At 72.7% G+C, this 17,389-nt stretch carries 19 protein-coding genes; 13 read left to right on the forward strand and 6 right to left on the reverse strand.

Annotated features, from left to right (window positions below; translation table 11 throughout):
* Window positions 1–62 precede the first annotated feature (62 nt).
* Entirely contained in the window at window positions 63–629 is a 567-nt protein-coding gene (locus K1T35_RS05520) for a CGNR zinc finger domain-containing protein (RefSeq protein WP_220259095.1), read from the forward strand.
* Here the strand turns inward: K1T35_RS05520 and glgA are convergent.
* Window positions 599–1,768 carry a glycogen synthase gene (gene glgA / locus K1T35_RS05525; RefSeq protein ID WP_220259096.1) on the reverse strand — a complete coding sequence of 390 codons (1,170 nt, stop codon included), beginning with the start codon at window positions 1,766–1,768 and terminating at the stop codon, window positions 599–601. The two genes, K1T35_RS05520 and glgA, sit on opposite strands and share 31 nt — an antisense overlap.
* A 165-nt stretch (window positions 1,769–1,933) precedes the next feature.
* Between glgA and glgC the strand changes: the two genes are divergently transcribed.
* Window positions 1,934–3,169 (forward strand): glucose-1-phosphate adenylyltransferase, encoded by a 1,236-nt coding sequence (gene glgC, locus K1T35_RS05530; RefSeq protein ID WP_255621607.1) that lies wholly within the window; start codon window positions 1,934–1,936, stop codon window positions 3,167–3,169.
* A gap of 25 nt (window positions 3,170–3,194) precedes the next feature.
* Here glgC and K1T35_RS05535 read toward each other — a convergent pair whose 3' ends face one another.
* On the reverse strand, window positions 3,195–3,842 hold the full coding sequence (locus K1T35_RS05535; RefSeq protein ID WP_220259097.1) for an O-methyltransferase: 648 nt from the start codon (window positions 3,840–3,842) through the stop codon (window positions 3,195–3,197).
* A 188-nt stretch (window positions 3,843–4,030) separates the two neighbouring features.
* On the opposite strand from K1T35_RS05535, the gene sigE reads away from it, so the two are divergent.
* The 4 genes from sigE (at window position 4,031) to tatB (ending at window position 7,413) form a co-directional block, all read left to right on the forward strand.
* Window positions 4,031–4,633: an RNA polymerase sigma factor SigE gene (gene sigE / locus K1T35_RS05540; RefSeq protein WP_220259098.1), complete on the forward strand. Its 603-nt coding sequence runs from the start codon at window positions 4,031–4,033 to the stop codon at window positions 4,631–4,633.
* A complete protein-coding gene (locus tag K1T35_RS05545; RefSeq protein WP_255621608.1) occupies window positions 4,630–5,289 on the forward strand; it encodes a hypothetical protein in 660 nt (219 codons plus the stop codon). The genes sigE and K1T35_RS05545 overlap by 4 nt, the downstream gene beginning before the upstream one ends.
* A 73-nt stretch (window positions 5,290–5,362) precedes the next feature.
* Window positions 5,363–6,997, forward strand: coding sequence for a S1C family serine protease (locus K1T35_RS05550; protein ID WP_220259099.1), 1,635 nt, complete (start codon window positions 5,363–5,365; stop codon window positions 6,995–6,997).
* A 26-nt stretch (window positions 6,998–7,023) separates the two neighbouring features.
* Window positions 7,024–7,413, forward strand: coding sequence for a Sec-independent protein translocase protein TatB (gene tatB / locus K1T35_RS05555; protein ID WP_220259100.1), 390 nt, complete (start codon window positions 7,024–7,026; stop codon window positions 7,411–7,413).
* A gap of 66 nt (window positions 7,414–7,479) precedes the next feature.
* Here tatB and K1T35_RS05560 read toward each other — a convergent pair whose 3' ends face one another.
* Window positions 7,480–8,859, reverse strand: coding sequence for an amidase (locus tag K1T35_RS05560; protein ID WP_220259101.1), 1,380 nt, complete (start codon window positions 8,857–8,859; stop codon window positions 7,480–7,482).
* A complete protein-coding gene (locus K1T35_RS05565) occupies window positions 8,856–9,719 on the reverse strand; it encodes a D-2-hydroxyacid dehydrogenase (RefSeq protein ID WP_220262413.1) in 864 nt (287 codons plus the stop codon). The genes K1T35_RS05560 and K1T35_RS05565 overlap by 4 nt, the downstream gene beginning before the upstream one ends.
* 201 nt (window positions 9,720–9,920) lie before the next feature.
* Between K1T35_RS05565 and K1T35_RS05570 the strand changes: the two genes are divergently transcribed.
* From K1T35_RS05570 to K1T35_RS05595, 6 genes are all read left to right on the forward strand, one after another.
* On the forward strand, window positions 9,921–10,415 hold the full coding sequence (locus tag K1T35_RS05570; RefSeq protein WP_220259102.1) for a DUF3830 family protein: 495 nt from the start codon (window positions 9,921–9,923) through the stop codon (window positions 10,413–10,415).
* A gap of 6 nt (window positions 10,416–10,421) precedes the next feature.
* Complete coding sequence (locus K1T35_RS05575) at window positions 10,422–11,186, forward strand: Asp/Glu racemase (RefSeq protein WP_220259103.1); 765 nt, start codon at window positions 10,422–10,424, stop codon at window positions 11,184–11,186.
* On the forward strand, window positions 11,183–11,896 hold the full coding sequence (locus tag K1T35_RS05580) for a maleate cis-trans isomerase (RefSeq protein ID WP_220259104.1): 714 nt from the start codon (window positions 11,183–11,185) through the stop codon (window positions 11,894–11,896). Before K1T35_RS05575 ends, K1T35_RS05580 begins: the two co-directional genes overlap by 4 nt.
* A 13-nt stretch (window positions 11,897–11,909) precedes the next feature.
* Complete coding sequence (locus tag K1T35_RS05585; protein WP_220259105.1) at window positions 11,910–12,590, forward strand: GntR family transcriptional regulator; 681 nt, start codon at window positions 11,910–11,912, stop codon at window positions 12,588–12,590.
* Window positions 12,591–12,624: 34 nt separating this feature from the next.
* Window positions 12,625–12,963: a cupin domain-containing protein gene (locus tag K1T35_RS05590; protein WP_255621609.1), complete on the forward strand. Its 339-nt coding sequence runs from the start codon at window positions 12,625–12,627 to the stop codon at window positions 12,961–12,963.
* Window positions 12,964–13,042: 79 nt separating this feature from the next.
* A complete protein-coding gene (locus tag K1T35_RS05595; RefSeq protein ID WP_220259106.1) occupies window positions 13,043–14,290 on the forward strand; it encodes an aspartate aminotransferase family protein in 1,248 nt (415 codons plus the stop codon).
* Window positions 14,291–14,296: 6 nt separating this feature from the next.
* Here K1T35_RS05595 and K1T35_RS05600 read toward each other — a convergent pair whose 3' ends face one another.
* Entirely contained in the window at window positions 14,297–15,007 is a 711-nt protein-coding gene (locus tag K1T35_RS05600; protein WP_220259107.1) for a hypothetical protein, read from the reverse strand.
* Between the two features lie 107 nt (window positions 15,008–15,114).
* On the opposite strand from K1T35_RS05600, the gene K1T35_RS05605 reads away from it, so the two are divergent.
* Window positions 15,115–16,176 (forward strand): MBL fold metallo-hydrolase, encoded by a 1,062-nt coding sequence (locus K1T35_RS05605; protein WP_220259108.1) that lies wholly within the window; start codon window positions 15,115–15,117, stop codon window positions 16,174–16,176.
* Between the two features lie 58 nt (window positions 16,177–16,234).
* On the opposite strand, the gene K1T35_RS05610 is transcribed toward K1T35_RS05605, so the two are convergent.
* The gene (locus tag K1T35_RS05610) at window positions 16,235–17,383 is read right to left on the reverse strand and encodes an Mrp/NBP35 family ATP-binding protein (RefSeq protein WP_220259109.1); all 1,149 of its coding nucleotides are present in this window, start codon (window positions 17,381–17,383) and stop codon (window positions 16,235–16,237) included.
* Window positions 17,384–17,389 lie beyond the last annotated feature (6 nt).

The following is a 17,389-nucleotide window of genomic DNA, read 5'->3' on the forward strand; positions in this document are numbered from 1 at the left end:
CCTCGGTAATAACCGTTGCTGCTTGGCATCTTACAGGGTGCGGCTGTGGTAGTAATAGCCCAATGGACTTCATCGGTTACCGCAGCGACGCTCTCGGAGCTGCCGTCGACTTGGTGAACGCCGTGATCGAGGACCCGGAGGGCCGGGCGCCCGACCAGCTGCGGGGCGTACTGGTCGCGCACTCCTACCGCGCTCTCGACGCTCCGGACAGCATCGAGCCCGCGCTGCGCGCATGGGCGCGCCGGCTACGCACCGTGTTCGACGTCGCGAGCGACGACGAGGCCGCCGCCGCGCTCAACGCGCTGCTCGTCGACGTGCGGATCGAGCCGCACCTCACCAACCACGACGGTGTGAGCTGGCACCTGCACTACACCCCGCCGGAGGCCGGTCTCGTCGACCGGATCCGCGCCACCACCGCGTTCGCGCTGGCGATGCTCGTGTCCGAGTACGGCATCACCCGCCACGGCCGCTGTGCCGCGGAGGGCTGCGCGAAGGTGTTCGCCGACACCTCCCGCAACGCCGCGCGCCGCTACTGCTCGTCCTCGTGTGCCAACCGCTCCGCCGTGGCCGCGCACCGGGCGCGCGTCAAGGCACGAGCTCAGCAAGCGCTCCCGACCAGCCCGCGGTAGATCTCCACGGTCCGGGCCGCCGCCTCTTGCCAGCTGAACTCCCGCTCCGCCCGCACCCGGCCCGCCTCGCCCATGGCGGCGGCGCGGGCCGGGTCGGCGAGCAGCGAGTTGACGGCCGCGGCGAGTCCGGCGCGGAACGTGTCCACCTCGTGCTCGTCGAAGTGGGCGAGCAGCCCGGTCTTGCCGTCGGCGACGACCTCGGGGATCCCGCCGACGTCGGAGGCGACCACCGCGGTGCCGCACGCCATGGCCTCGAGGTTGACGATGCCGAGCGGCTCGTAGACCGACGGGCAGACGAACACGGTGGCCGCGGACAGGATCTGGCGCACCGCCGTGGTGGGCAGCATGCCGCGCACCCACACCACGCCGGAGCGGGCCGCGCTGAGCTCGGCCACCGCGGCCTCGGTCTCGGTGGCGATTTCCGGCGTGTCCGGCGCCCCCGCGCACAGGACGATCTGCGCGTCGTGGTCGATGTGGTGGGCGGCGGCGATCAGGTGCGAGAGCCCCTTCTGCCGGGTGATCCGCCCGACGAAGACCACGCTCGGCCGGTCCGGATCGATGCCTGCGGCCCGCACGGCGTCCCGTGCGGGGTCCGGGTGGTAGAAGCCGGTGTCGATCCCGTTGTGCACGACGTGGACGCGGGCGGCGTCCAGCGCGGGGTAGCACTCCAGGACGTCCCGTCGCATCCCCGCGCTCACCGCGATCACGGCGTCGGCCGCCTCGTATGCGGTGCGCTCCACCCACGACGAGAGCCGGTAGCCGCCGCCGAGCTGCTCGGCCTTCCACGGCCGTCGCGGTTCTAGCGAGTGCGCCGTGGCGACGTGCGGCACCCCGTGCAGCACCTTCGCCAGGTGGCCTGCCATGTTGGCGTACCAGGTGTGGGAGTGGGCGAGGTCGACCCCGCCGAGCGCGGCCACCATCGACAGATCCGCGCCGAGCGTCTGCAGAGCCGGGTTCGCGTCGTCGAGCGACAGCGGCGGCCGGTGCGCATAGGTGTCCGGCGCATCCCGCGGCTCGCCGAAGCAGTGCACGTCGACGTCCACCAGCTCGCGCAGTGCCGGAGCCAGGTGTTCGACGTGCACGCCGGCCCCGCCGTAGACGTCCGGTGGGTACTCGCGGGTGAGCAGGCCGATGCGCACGGGCGAACGGTAGGGCATCGGCGGAGGCGGCGGGGTGTGCGGATCACAGGTGTAACCCGGCGTTCCGCTGGCCGAGGTCTCTTATCGGGCACTAGGGTCGGAACTTGTGACGACGCTGCCGGTAGGTCCGGCCCGTATCGGGGCGACGCCATGACGGGGGCGCGGATGTCCCCTGCCTCTCCGCTGGCGATGGGGGCCAACGTCCTGGGGGTGGTGCTCGCGGGCGGCGAGGGCAAGCGGCTGTGGCCGCTCACCGCCGACCGCGCGAAGCCGGCCGTCCCCTTCGGCGGTAACTACCGCCTCATCGACTTCGTGCTGTCCAACCTGGTCAACACCGGGATGCACCGCATCTGCGTGCTCACCCAGTACAAGTCCCACTCACTGGACCGCCACATCTCCACCACGTGGCGCCTGTCCAACGTGCTGGGGCAGTACATCACCACCGTCCCCGCCCAGCAGCGGCTCGGCAGGCGCTGGTACACCGGCAGCGCCGACGCGATCTTCCAGAGCCTCAACCTCGTCTACGACGAGCAGCCCGACTACATCGCGGTGTTCGGCGCCGACCACGTGTACCGGATGGATCCGGGGCAGATGATCGCGCGGCACATCGAGAGCGGCGCGGGTGTCACCGTCGCGGGCATCCGGGTGCCCCGGGCGGAGGCGAAGGCGTTCGGTGTGATCAACTCCGAGGCCGGCGGGAAGATCACCGAGTTCCTCGAGAAGCCGTCCGACCCGCCGTCGGTGCCCGACGACCCGGACGTGACGTTCGCCTCGATGGGCAACTACGTGTTCACCACCGAGGTGCTGCTCGAGGCGCTGCGGGCCGACGCCGAGGACGGCGACTCCGACCACGACATGGGCGGCGACATCATCCCGCGGCTGGTCGCGCAGGGCGACGCCGCGGTGTACGACTTCGCCGACAACGTCGTGCCCGGCGCCACCGACCGCGACGCCGGGTACTGGCGCGACGTCGGCACGATCGACGCCTACTACGAGGCACACACCGATCTCGTGTCGGTGCACCCGATCTTCAACCTCTACAACCAGCGCTGGCCCATCCGCACCGCGATGCCGCCGCTCCCGCCCGCGAAGTTCGTGGAGGGGGGCATCGCGCAGGACTCGATCGTCGGCTCCGGCACGATCATCTCCGGTGCGATCGTGCGCCGGTCGGTGATCAGCCACAACGTGCGCATCGAGGCCGGGGCCGAGGTGTCCGACTCGGTCGTGCTGCCCGGCGCGAGGGTCGGGCGCGGCGCGATCGTCCGTGGCGCGATCCTCGACAAGAACGTCGTGATCCCCGACGGTGCGCTGGTGGGGGTCGACCTGGGTCTCGACCGCGCCCGCTACACGGTGAGCCAGGGCGGCGTGGTCGTGCTGGGCAAGGGCGCCATCGCCCTCTGAGCAGCCCGGCGACCCGCCGGCTGCGTCAGCCTGTCTTGAGAGCGGCCAGCAGGCCGTCGCCCAGCGGGAGGAGCACCGGCACAAGGCGGTCGTCGTCGCGGATCAGGCGGCTCACATCCCGCAGGCCGGCCGTGCTCGCGTCGGAGGCGTCCGGGTCCACCACGCCCGCGCCGAGCGCGCCCGCGAACACCACGATCCCGCCGTCGCGCAGTAGGCGCACGGCCTCCTCGAGGTAGCGCGGGTAGTCGGCAGGCGCGGCGTCGACGAACACGAGGTCGTAGCCGGCGTCGGTGAGCCGGGGCAGCACCTCGAGAGCCATCCCGTTGATGAGGCGCAGGCTGGTGGGCCCGTAGCCTGCGGCGAGGAACACACCGCGGGCCGCGCGCTGGTGCTCAGGGTCGATGTCGATCGAGGTGAGGGTGCCGTCCTGCACCATTCCGCGCAGCAGCCACAGCCCGCTGACGCCCGTGCCGGTGCCGATCTCCACAACGGCGCGCGCCCCGATCGTGGCCGCGAGGAACCGCAGGCCGGCGCCGGCATCGGGCCCGACGGGCACGCAGCCCGACCGGGTGGCGTCGGCGCGCGCGGACGTGAGCACGTCGTCCTCGGCGAGATAGGATTCGACGTGGTCACGCAGCGCCCACAGATCGGTTGCGGCGTCCGGCTCCCACATGAGGCGGAAGGCTACTTGGCTCGTTCTATCAGGCTCCTCTCAGCCGGTTCTCACCCCTGTTTCACGGGCATCGGGCACGGTATGTGTCAGGCGGTCGGGGTCGTCGGCCGTGGGGAGTACCGGGAACACAGAGCACCGGTTCTCCGTTGGCCAGAGGCACGACCCGCCGCAGGAGGTGCGACGCGACGATGAGCGAAGGCTCAGCCACACTGCCGAGCAGCACGCTGCTGCCCGGTGAGGAGGCCGGCTGGACTCCGCCGAGCTGGGACGACGTGGTGCGTGAGCACGCCGACCGCGTGTACCGCCTCGCGTACCGGCTCACCGGCAACCCACACGACGCGGAGGACCTCACCCAGGAGACGTTCGTGCGGGTGTTCCGCTCCCTCGCCTCCTACAAGCCGGGCACGTTCGAGGGCTGGCTGCACCGCATCACCACGAACCTGTTCCTGGACATGGTGCGCAGGCGCTCGCGCATCCGCATGGAGGCGCTCCCCGAGGACACCGACCGGCTCCCCGGCACGGGTCCGCAGCCGGAGCAGGTGTTCTCCGACACCCACCTCGATCCGCAGCTGCAGGCGGCGCTCGACGAGCTGGCGCCCGAGTTCCGCGCCGCGGTCGTGCTGTGTGATGTCGAAGGTCTCTCCTACGAGGAGATCGGCGCCACGCTCGGCGTGAAGCTGGGTACGGTGAGGAGCAGGATCCACCGCGGCCGGGCCGCCCTGCGCGGCGCGCTCGAGCGCCGCAGGGCAGCCGAGGTCCGCGGGGCGGAGCTGGAGGAGGTACACGGGTGACTTCAGGGCGTTGGCGCATTTCGGTGACCACCCCGGACTGGGGCCATGATCACCTGTCGTCCGACGCCATCGTCGCCTTCGTCGACGACGAGCTCGCGGCGGGTCCGCACCTGCGGGCCACCCAGCACATCGCCCAGTGCCACGAGTGCGCCGCCCAGGTCGTCGCGCAGGGGCAGGCCCGCGCCGCGCTGCGCACCGCGGACTGTCCGAGCCTCCCCTCGTCCCTGTTGTCGAGCCTGCGCTCGATCCCGCAGGACACCGATCTCCCGGCCCCGCCCGCCGGGCTCGCGGTCACCGCCGACGGTCAGCTCGTCTCGGTGCTGCGCCCCGAGCGCGCGGCGCGTGGAGCCACGCGCGCCGGCTCCGCAGCGCCGCAGGGCGACCGCACGCACCGCAGGATGTGGCTCGGCACCGGCGTCGCCGTCACCGGCCTCGCCGCTGGCGCCATCGCGTTCGCCGTGCCGGCCGCCGTCAACGGCTCGCCTGTACCGGCCCCTGCGGAGGCCGACATGGTGCAGCGGCCGGTCCTCGGCGGCACCACCACCCCGGTCGACGCCCGCCTGCAGCTCACCCCGCAGCCCGCGGCTGCCACCAGCGCGCCACCGTCGGCGGCACCCGCGTCAGCGCCTCCCGCCGAGGGCCACCGACCGCGCTGAGCTACGCGGACTTCACCGCCCCTGAGGCACGCTGAGGGGGTCCGATCCGCACAGTCCAGGAGTCTGCCGAGGGATGAGCGATCCCAACACCCCTGCCGAGCCGAGCTCGGTGGAGCGAGGAAACGGCGCCGAGGGCCCTGGCGAGGATCGCACGATCGAGATCCCGCGGCAGTCCGACGCGGCGGATGCCACGCAGTCCGACGCCACGGAGTCCGACGTCACGCAGTCCGACGTCACGCCGCCGCGCCTCGGGCCGCGCCCGCTCGAGCGGCCCGCCGTCGACGACGAGTCCGCCGCGGCGTTCGGCCGCCCGCAGGGCGTGGACGGTGGTTTCGCCGCAATGCGCAACGGCGCCGCACCGCGGTCCACCACGCTCGTCGCCCCGCCGCCTGCCGCCCTGGCCAGCGCGTTCGGCCGTCCCGACCCTGCCGCCCCGTCCTTGCAGCGACCGACGGAGAACGGTGCGGGCAATGGCGCGGTGCAGGAGGACTCCTTCTGGTCCGACGGCGCGGAGCGCGATCCGTGGCGCGACCCCGAGAGCGCCGCGGCGCTGGGCCCGCCTGCCGGTGCGTCGAAAGGCGCGAGCGAGCCCCTGCGCGGCGAGGGGGCCCGGCTCAGCCTGCGCGAGGTGCTCTTCGGTCGCCGCGTCGAGCCGAGGGCACTCGCGCTGCTCGCTGTGGTCGCGCTGCTCGTTGGGGCCGCGGGGGGCATGGTCGGCCGCTACACGGCGGAGGGAGCGGCCGGCCTCACCGATCCGGATCCCTCGATCACCCAGACCGTCCCCGGGCGGGAACGCCCGCCCGGCTCGGTGGCCGACATCGCGGCCCGCACGGTGCCCGCCGTCGTCTCGTTCGAGATCAGGGTGGGCGAGGAGGGCGGTACGGGATCCGGCGTGGTCATCGACCCATCCGGCTATGTCCTCACGAACAACCACGTGGTGGCGCCGGCCGCTGAGGTCACCGGCGCCCAGATCGAGGCGATCTTCCACGACGGCACCCGCGCCGCGGCCCAGATCGTGGGACGCGACCCGAAGACCGACCTCGCGGTCGTGAAGGTGGAGGTCGCCAACCCGGTGGTGGCCACGTTCGGGTCGTCGGCAGGGCTCGTCGTCGGCGACGGGGTGATCGCGATCGGCTCCCCGCTGGGCCTGGTCGGCACCGTCACCGAGGGCATCGTCAGCGCGGTCAACCGCCCGGTGCGCCTGGACGGGGCAGGCACCGACACCAACGCGGTGATCGACGCGATCCAGACCGACGCGGCGATCAACCCCGGCAACTCGGGCGGCCCGCTCGTCGACTCCACGGGTGCCGTCGTCGGGATCAACACCGCGATCCGCAGCATCGGGATGGGTGAGGGCGGCTCGATCGGCCTCGGATTCGCCATCCCGATCGACGACGCCCGCGGCATTGCGGAGGAGCTGATCCGCACCGGGGCGGTCACCCACGCCGAGATCGGCGTCAACTCCCGCTCGATGACCGACGGCACCACCGACGGCGCCCAGGTGCAGAACGTTCAGCAGGGCGGGGCCGCGGAGGCGGCAGGCATCATCGAGGGCGACGTGATCACCCGAGTCGGAGACCGCTCGATCGCGGGGGCGGACGAGCTCGTCGTCGCCGTGCGCGAACGCAATCCCGGCGACACGGTGGAGGTCCAGCTGATCCGCGAGGGGCGCCCACTCACGGTGTCCGTCGTCCTGGCATCGGATTAGGCGCCGACTAGACGTAGGGTGGCAGCGTGTTCGACAGCGTCGGCTGGGGCGAGATCCTCGTGTTGATCGTGGCCGGCCTGTTCATCCTCGGCCCGGAACGGTTGCCGTCCGCGGCGGCGTGGGCGGGCCGGGCCATCCGCCAGGTCCGCGAGTACGCCACCGGCGCGCGTGAGCAGCTGCGCGGCGAGCTCGGCCCGGAGTTCGACGAGCTGCGCAAGCCGCTCGAGGAACTGCGTGGCCTGCGGAACTTCAACCCGCGCACGGCCGTGGCGCGCACGCTCTTCGACGACGAGCAGCCCAAGCCGAACGGCTACACGCCTCCGAAGCCGAACATGACGAAGACCCCACCCCCGGCGCCCGCGCCGGAGCGGCTGGCGAAGAACGAGGTCCCCCCGGTCGACCCGGACGCCACCTGAGGCACAGCCTTCCGACGAACGGCGCGTTCGTCGGATAGGTTCCGACCAACGCGCCGTTCGTCGGAATCAGGGGCGGCGCTTGTGCCAGTCCGTCGCCTGCTGGAACGCGTGAGCCGCGGCCAGCACCGCGTTGTCCGCGTGGCGGGGTCCCACGATCTGCAGGCCCACCGGGAGTCCCTCCGCGAAGCCGCAGGGGACGCTCGCGGCGGGCTGCTGGGTCATGTTGAACGGGTAGGTGAACGGCGTCCAGGTCGTCCACCGCTCCCGCGGCCAGCCGGCCGGCACCTCGATGCCTGCCTCGAAGGCCGGGATCGGGAGCGCCGGAGTGAGCAGCAGGTCGTAGCGGCTGTGGAAGTCGCCCATGCGGGTGCCCAAGTCGTTGCGCACGGCCATCGCGGTGAGGTAGTCCAGCGCGGACGCCCGCGCGCCCTGCTCGCTGATCGCCACCAGACCGGGGTCCATCAGCGCGCGCTGCTCGGGCCCCAGGTGCTCGATCGACTTCGCCGCGCCGCTGAACCACAGCGTCTCGAACGCCTCGATGGGGTCGGTGAAGCCGGGGTCCGCCTCCTCGACGTGGGCGCCGAGGTCGGCGAACACCCGCACCGCCGCCGCGAACGCCGCCGCGACCTCCGCGTGGACGTCGACGTAGCCGAGCGTGGGGCTGACCGCGATCCGCAGGCCCGCCACACCCGCGTCGAGCGCGGCGACCGCGGTGCCGGTGGGGGACAGCGCCCACGGGTCGCGGGGGTCGGCGCCGGACACGACGTCGAGCAGCAGTGCGGCGTCGGCCGCGGTTCGCGTCATGGGGCCGACGTGGGCGAGGGTGCCGAACGGGCTCGGCGGGTAGTGCGGCACGCGCCCGTAGGTGGGCTTGAGCGCGGTGGTGCCGGTGAAGGCCGCGGGGATGCGCACGGAACCGCCACCGTCGGTGCCGAGGCTCAGCGGCCCCATCCCGCAGAGGACGGCCGCCGCGCTACCGCCGGACGAGCCGCCCGCGGTGCGGGTGGGGTCCCACGGGTTGCGGGTGACGCCGGTGAGCGGGTTGTCCGTCACGCCCTTCCACCCCAGTTCTGGGGTGGTGGTCTTGCCCAGCAGCACGGCGCCCTGCTCGCGCACGCGCGCGACGTGCGGCCCGTCGACGTCCCACGGCCCGGTCGGGTCCACCGTGCGCGAGCCGCGCAGCGTGGGCCAGCCGCGGGTGAGCAGGATGTCCTTGATGGAGATCGGCACACCATCGAGGGCCCCGGCGGGCTCACCGCGCCGCCAGCGCTCCTCGGACTCCTTGGCGGCGCCGAGCGCGGTGTCCGCGTCGACCAGGCAGAACGCATTGACCTGCGGGTCGTGGCGCCGGATCCGCTGCAGCGCCGCCTCGGTGGCCTCGATGGGCGAGAGCTCCCCGGAGTGGTAGGCCGCGAGTAGTTCGGTCGCGGTCAGGTCGGCTGTCACGTCCCACCTCCGGTGGTCACGTAGCCCAACGTCTTGTCCACGACGTTGCGCAGCGGCTCGCCCGCCTGGTAGCGGGCGAGGTTGTCGCGGAACACCTCCACCAGTTCCTGCCGCCAGCCGATCAGGTCGCCGGACATGTGCGGCGAGACGATCACGCCGGGCTGGGTCCACAGCGGTGAGTCGGCCGGGAGCGGTTCGCGGGCGAACACGTCGAGGGCCGCGCCGGCGATACGTCCTTCCCGCAGCGCGTCGACGAGGTCGGGTTCGACGACGAGCGCGCCCCGGCCCACGTTGATCACGCGGGCCGACGGGCGGAGCAGCGCAAGCGTCGCGGCGTCGAGCATGCCGCGGGTCGCGTCGGTGAGCGGTGCGGCGAGCACGAGCCAGTCGGCGCCGGGAAGGAGGCCGGGCAGGCCGTCGAAGTCGCGGCGGCCGACCAGCTCGACGTCCATCCCGACGGCGCCGAGCAACCCGGCGATCGCGTGCCCGATCGGGCCGCCGCCGACGACCACGGCGCGGCGGCCGGCGATCGGCTCGGTCTCGCGGTGGTGCCACTCGCCTCGCGTCTGCGCGGCGAGCGTGCCCGGGAGGTCCTTGGCCATCGCGAGTACCAGTCCTAGCACGTACTCGGCCATGGGCCGGTCGAACACGCCGCGGGAGTTGGTCAGCGTCACGTCGGAGTTGAGCAACCCGGGGAACGTCAGCCGGTCGACGCCGGCGCTCGCGGTGTGCACCCACCGAAGCGAGTCGGCAGCCGGCCATGCGTCGCGCACTGCGTCGGAGAGGAAGTCCCATACGAGGAGCACCTCGGCGCCGGGCAGCGCCTCGGCGAGAGAGGAGGCGTCGGACGCTAACCGCATGTCGTCGAGCGCGAGGCCCGGCGGTCGATCGTCACCGTGCAACACCGTGATCGTCGGAACGGCTCGCTGACCAGCGGGAACGGGCAATTCGACGGGACCTTCCCGAGTGGGGGGCGAGGATTGACACGCTAGGAAGCGCTCGTACTATTGTCAACAATCCGCGGCGCCGCGGTATCCCCCTCTGACGCCGGGAGCGGCCCTATGTCGAAGTTCCTCCGCATCAGCCTCGCGCGTCGTGGCGTGTCCTGCGTGGCTGAGCTGCTGGAGAAGGAGGCACCGCGCACCACCTCCGCGGTGTGGCGCGCCCTCGAGGCCGGCCCGCTGGCCGGCGACGCTCAGCACGCCAAGTACGCGCGCAACGAGGTGTACACGATCGTGCCTCGCTTCGCGGAGATCGGCAGGGAGAACCCGACCGTCACGCCGATCCCCGGCGACGTCGTGCTGTTCGACTTCGCGGGTGGCGTGCTCGACTCCGCGTTCAAGGCCGACCAGGGGATCGACGAGGACGCGGGCGGGATCGACCTGGCGATCTTCTACGGCCGCAACAACCTGCTGATCAACGGGGACGTCGGCTGGGTTCCGGGCAACGTCTACGCCTCCATCACCGAGGGCCTCGACGCGATGGCCGAGGCCTGCCACGACGTGTGGCGCTCCGGCAGTGTCGGAGAGCGCCTGGTGTACGAGCGGCTCGGGTAGCCGGCCGTGCCCACCGAGCTCTCGGTCGGTCTCACCGAGCCCGACCACCAGCAGGGGATCGGAGTGGTCGCCCCGTTCGACTTCGCCCTCGACCGCGAACTGTGGCGATGGGCACCGGAGGACGTGTCGCTCTACCTCACCCGCCTGCCGTTCTTCACCACGCCGGTCACGGTCGAGATGGCCGTGGCGTGCGGCGACCGCCGAGCCGTCCGTCGCGCCACTCGCGACGTGCTCACCCCCGAGCCCGGCGTGGTCATCTACGCCTGCACGTCCGGCAGCTTCGTAGAGGGTGCCGCGGGCGAAGAGGTGCTGCGCCGCACGATGGAGGACGCGGGCGCCCCGGTCGCGCGGACCACGTCCGGTGCATTGATCGCCGCGCTCAAAGTGCTCGGCGTCTCCCGGCTGGCGATCGCCACCCCGTACGTCGAACCGGTCACGCGCCGCCTGGTCGCCTACCTCGCCGAGCACGGCGTGAGCACCGTGTCGAGCGAGGGACTCGGCCTGCTCGGCAACATCTGGCGGGTCACGTACTCGCAGGTGGTCGAGATCGTGCGCGCCGCCGACAACCCCGCGGCCGAGGCCCTGTTCATCAGCTGCACCAACCTGCCCACCTACGACCTCATCGAGCCCCTCGAGCAGGCGCTCGGCAAGCCGGTGCTCACCGCCAACCAGGTCACCATGTGGGCCGCACTGCGCGCCATGGGCCGCGATGCAGTGGGCGGCGGCAGCCTGCTCGCCAGCCACGACCACCTCACCCCAGGAGCCGCATGACCGCCCCCACCGTCGGGATCCTCTACCCCGGCTACTCCGCGGAGGACGACTATCCGCTCGCCGAATCGCTGCTCGGCGGCCCGCGGTTGCCGCTGGTGCACACCCTCATGCGCGAGGACGCGCACCGCGTGGACGCGCTGCTCGACATCGGTGGCGACGACGTGCTGGCCGACGGCGTGCGGACGCTCGGCGCCTCCCTCGACTCCGTGGTGTGGGCCTGCACGAGCGGGAGCTTCGTCTTCGGCTGGGACGGCGCCACCGCCCAGGTCGAGGCGCTCGGCGCGGTGGCCGGCGTGCCGGCGTCCAGCACGTCGTTCGCGTTCGTCGACGCGTGCGCGCGGCTGGGCGTCAGCAGGGTCGCGGTGGGCGCCACCTACCCCGACGACGTCGCGGAGCGGTTCGTCGCATTCCTCGGCGTCGCCGGGATCGAAGTGCTCTCGCTGTCGGCCAAGGGGATCATCACCGCCGCCGAGGTCGGCACCCTCCCGCGGGAGACCGTGCTCGAGTTCGCTGCGGCCGCCGACCACCCGGACGCGCAGGCCGTGCTGCTGCCCGACACCGCGCTGCACACGATCGGGCTGCTCGACGCGCTGGACGCCCGCGTCGGCAAGCCGGTGCTCACGGCCAACCAGGTGAGCATCTGGCAGGGCCTTCGCCTCGCAGGGGCGGACGCGCCGCGTCCCGGCTTCGGTGCGCTGTTCGCCGGTTGATCAGGGGGATCACTTGGACCTCAGTGAGCTGGAGCCGGTCGAGCGACGATCCACCGCCGCCATAGTCGCCGAGCGGATCCGCACGGCGATCATGCGTGGCACCTTCCCGCCGGGCACCCAGCTCGGCGAGGTGGAACTCGCCGCCCGGCTCGGGGTGAGCCGCGGCCCGCTGCGGGAGGCGATGCAACGGCTCGTGGCGGAGGGGCTGCTGCGCAGCGAGCGCCACCGCGGGCTCTTCGTGCGGGAGCTGGACGCGGCCGACGTGCGTGACGTCTACACCGCCCGCACCGCGATCGAGCGGGCCGCAGGGCTGCTGCTGCTCGCGGGCGACCGGGCGGCCGCGGCGGAGCGCCTGACCGCCGCGCTGGCCCGGATGGAGGCCGCCGCGGACGACCCCGTCGCGCTCGCCGACGCCGACCACGCCTTCCACGCCGAGTTCGTGGCCGCGTCGGGCAGCCCGCGGCTGCGCCGCATGGCCGACACGCTGCTCGTCGAGACCCGGATGTGCCTCGCCGCCCTGCAGGAGACCCTCCCGCCGGCCGCCGCGCTGATCTCGGAGCACCGCGAGTTGCGCGACGCCGTGCGCGCCGGCGACGCCGAGCGGATGACGGCCGTGCTGGAGGCGCACATGGCCGATGCCGTGGAGCGGATACTGGCGCCGGAACCATCGATCCCGCCGGCGGTACCCGCCTAGCCGCGGACCTCCGGCGGGAGCACCATCTGAGGGCATGACCGCTCCAGCCGTACTCAGTTTCCTCGTCGACGGTGCCATGACCGGCCAGTTCGCCGGTCGCGACCACGGCGCGGCCGTCTCGGTGATCCTCGTCGACACCGATCGGCCGGGCGCAGGCCCACGCCTCCACCAGCACCCCTACGACGAGACGTTCGTGATGCACAGTGGCGAGGCGGAGTTCACGGTCGCCGGTGAGCGGCTGACCGCCCGCGCCGGCCAGGTGCTCGTCGTGCCGCCGTGGACGCCGCACAAGTTCGTGAACACCGGCCCCGACCGGCTGGTGATGACGAACATCCACGCCAACGACGAGTTCGTCACGGAGTGGCTCGAGTAGTGGCCCTTGCCCCCGGACCGCTCTGCATGCTTCCATCGAGCAGGATTGTCGACAATCAGACAACACCTGAGGAGTAGGCATGGCCCATCTGTCCCCGGCGCTCAAGCAGGCGACGCCCGTGCAGGTCGCCCGTGGCGAAGGCGTGCACGTGTACGACCTCGACGGTCGCCGCTACCTCGACTTCACCGCCGGGATCGGCGTCACGAGCACCGGGCACTGCCACCCCCGGGTCGTCGCGGCCGCCCAGGAGCAGGTGGCCACGCTCATCCACGGCCAGTACACGACCGTCATGCACCAGCCGCTGCTACGGCTGGCCGAGCGCCTGGGCGACGTGCTCCCCGCCGGCCTCGACAGCGTGTTCTTCCTGAACTCGGGCAGTGAGGCCGTGGAGGCGTCGGTGCGGCTCGCCCGCCACGCCACCGGCCGCCCGCTCGTCGTCGCGTTCGACGGCGGTTTCCACGGGCGGACGATGGGAGCGGCCGCGCTCACCACATCAGGGGCGAAGATCCGGGCGGGGATCGGGCCGATGATGGGCGGGGTCGCCTTCGCGCCGTTCCCGTACGCGTTCCGGTACGGCTGGAGCGAGGAGGAGACGGTCGCGTTCTGCCTGCGCGAGCTGGACCGGCTGCTCGTCACCGCAGCCCCTGCCGCCGACGTCGCGGCGTTCGTCATCGAGCCGGTGCTGGGCGAGGGCGGCTACGTGCCCACCTCGCCCGCGTTCCTCGCCGGGCTGCGCGAGCGAGCCGACGCGCACGGCATCCTGCTGATCGCCGACGAGGTGCAGACCGGTTTCGGGCGCACCGGCCGGTTCTGGGGCCACCAGCACACCGATGGCCTCACCCCGGACATCCTGATCACGGCGAAGGGGCTGGCCAGCGGCTTCCCGCTGTCCGGCATCGCCGCCCGCGAGGAGCTGATGGCCACGGCGTGGCCGGGCTCGCAGGGCGGCACCTACGGCGGCAACGCGGTGGCCTGTGCTGCCGCGCTCGCCACGCTCGACGTCATCGAGGGGGAGGGGCTCGTCGCGAACGCTGCCGAGCAGGGCCTGCGCCTGCGCGACGGCCTGCAGAAGGTGGCGGCCGACCACCCGGGCATCGCCGACGTCCGCGGGCTCGGCCTGATGGTCGGCAACGAGTTCTGCACGCCGGACGGCACCCCGGACACCGCCGCCGCCACCCGTGCCCACGCGGCCGCGGCGGAGAAGGGCCTGCTCCTGCTCACGTGCGGGCCGCACGGCAACGTCGTGCGGATGATCCCGCCGCTGGTCGTCACGGCCCAGCAGGTGGACGAGGCGGTGGCCATCTGGGACGAGGCGCTCCGCGCCTGACGACGCTCAGGGGATGGTCGGGCTCCGCCAGATCGGCGGCGGGAGCGGCCTCCGCGCGGCGGCGCGCTTGGTCAGCACGACGATCGTGACCACAGCGGCGATCACCACCGCCGCGAAGATGACGGCCGGCGGCCCGAAGATGCGGGTGAGGAAGCCGTCCGGCAGGTCGCGCCCGACGCCGAACTGCACACCATCGCCCTCGCACCGGACCACGTACATGTCGTAGGCCCGGGGTGCGTCGATCAGCAGGATCTGGTGCCACTCGACGCCGTCCGCCGTGAGACTGACCGTCCGTTCGGGCTGGACGAGGCTCGGGTCCTGACCATCGCCGGAGATCCTGCAGCTGGCGTCGACCGGGCTGGAGAACGGCTGCCCGACGTTGAACCCGAAGTCGCGCCCAGGGGCGTCGATCCCGACGTAGATCGCAGGCGCCTCCGCCGGGTCGAGACCGATGATGACGATCTCGCCGCTGGCGAACGTCCGGATCGGGAGCGCGGTGGTGATCCCTGATTGCAACCCGAGGAAACCCCAGGTCGAGATCGACGCCGTCACGGCCGCGAACAGCACCCAGGTGAGCACGACCCAGACCAGCCGTGGCCGGGTCGGGCCGGCCGGTGGCACGGGCGGAGGCGGGCCGTACCAGACCGGGGCGCCGTAGCCGGGGAACGGGCCATGGCCCGGCTGCGGTTGGTAGGGGCCGGGCCGCTCGCTCGTCACGATGTCACCTCTCGCTCACGGGCTCGGCGTTCTCCTCGCCGCCGCCCATGGTTCTCGACGCGACGGGGAGGGGTCCCCAGCTCCGGAATCCCGCTACCGTGGCCGCCATGTGTGAGGGCGGCGACGCGGCCGAGGTGTTCGCGAGCGTTCCGCGGAAGGCGGAGGGCGTCGCGGTCGACCCGATCGCGCTGCAGCCCGTCGACGAGGTGCGCATCACCACGCTCGTCGACAACGTCTTCGACGGCCTGCTCACGAGCGACGACCGCGTCACGCGGGCGGACTTCGGGAACGGCCGGGTCACCGCTGCGCAGTTCGAGGGCGGGAGCACCGACGTCGGGCTGCGCGCCGAACACGGCTTCGCCGCGCTCGTCACCGTGCGCCGGGGGACGAGCACGACCAGCCTGCTGTTCGACACCGGCCTGTCGCCGGACGGCATGGTCGTCAACGCCGACCGGATGGGCGTCGACCTGTCCGAGGTGCACGGGGTCGTGCTCAGCCACGGCCACTTCGACCACGCCGGTGGCCTCGCCGGGCTCGCCGCCCGCCGCTGGCGAGCAATGCCGATGGTGTTACACCCCGTGGCCTGGACGCGCAGGCGGCTCGCCCCGCCGAACCGCGAGGTGTTCGAGCTCCCGACGCTCTCCAAGCGCGCCCTGGAGGGCGAGGGCTTCGAGGTGATCGAGCGCCGCGAGCCGTCGCTGCTGGTCCACGGCAGCGTGCTGATCACCGGCGAGATCGACCGCACCACGGAGTTCGAACACGGGATGCCACCGCCGCACCAGGCGTGGACCGGCTCCGGCTGGGAACACGACCCCCTCGTGCAGGACGACCAGGCACTCGTCGTGCACGTCCGGGGCCGGGGGCTGGTCGTGCTCACCGGCTGCGGTCACGCCGGCGCGGTGAACATCGTTCGACACGCGCGGCGGCTCACCGGCGTCGACCGGCTGTGCGCGCTGCTCGGCGGGCTGCACCTGTCGGGCCCCGCGTTCGAGCCGGTGATCCCGCCGACGATCGTCGCGCTCACCGAGCTGGCTCCCGACATGGTGGTGCCTGCTCACTGCACCGGCTGGCGCGCGCAACACGCGCTCGCCGCCGCGCTGCCGGACGCGTGGCTGCCCGGGAGCAGCGGCAGCACCTACCGCCTCGCCGCCCCTCCGCTGGTCGAGTAGGGACGGCGCTACTCGACCTGCGGGGTCTCGGGGCCTGCGCGGCTCGCCCGCGGGTGGACTACTTGCGGACCGGGGAGATGTTCAGGCTCATCCCGGCGAGCCCACGGGAGCGCACGGTGAGCTTCTCCGCCACCGCCCGCAGGGCCGTCGCCGCCGGGCTGTCCGGCTCGGACAGGACGATCGGGGTGCCGGCGTCGCCGCACTCGCGCAGCTGGGGCTCCAGCGGCACCTGGCCGAGCAGCGGCACCGGGGCGCCGATGATCCGGGTGAGCGAGTCGGACACCGCCTGCCCGCCGCCCGAGCCGAACACCTCCATGCGGGTGCCGTCGGGCAGCTCCATCCAGGACATGTTCTCGACCACGCCCGCGAGCCGCTGGCGGGTCTGCAGGGCGATCGAGCCGGCCCGCTCGGCCACCTCGGCGGCGGCCGTCTGCGGAGTGGTGACGACCAGCAGCTCCGCGTTGGGCACGAGCTGCGCGGTGGAGATCGCGATGTCGCCGGTGCCGGGGGGCAGGTCGAGGAGCAGGACGTCGAGGTCGCCCCAGAAGACGTCGGCGAGGAACTGCTGCAGCGCGCGGTGCAGCATCGGCCCGCGCCAGACCACGGCGTCGTTGCCCGGGGTGAACATGCCGATCGAGATGACCTTCACGCCGTGCGCCTGCGGCGGCATGATCATGTCGTCGACCTTGGTGGGCTTGTCGGCGGTGCCGAGCATCCGCGGCACCGAGTGGCCGTAGATGTCGGCGTCCACCACGCCGACCTTCAGGCCCTTCGCGGCCATCGCCGCGGCCAGGTTGACCGTGACCGACGACTTGCCGACCCCGCCCTTGCCCGACGCCACGCAGTAGACGCGGGTGAGCGAGCCGGGCTGGGCGAACGGGATCACCGGGTCGGCCGCGTCACCGCGGAGGCTGCGGCGCAGCTCGTGGCGCTGCTCGTCGCTCATCACGTCGAGCTCGACCTCGACCGCGGTGACACCCGAGACCTTCGAGACGGCCTCCGTGACCCGCGAGATGATCGTCGAGCGCATCGGGCAGCCCGCGACGGTGAGGTAGACGCCGATGTGGGCGCTGCCGTCCTGCGCGATGTCGACGCCCTTCACCATGCCGAGGTCGGTGATCGGCTTGTGGATCTCGGGATCGTCGACGGTGGCGAGCGCGGCCCGGACGGCCTGCTCGATGGTGGTGGTGCTCTCGGTGGTGGACATCAGAGG

Source organism: Pseudonocardia sp. DSM 110487, from assembly GCF_019468565.1.
Classification (GTDB): domain Bacteria; phylum Actinomycetota; class Actinomycetes; order Mycobacteriales; family Pseudonocardiaceae; genus Pseudonocardia.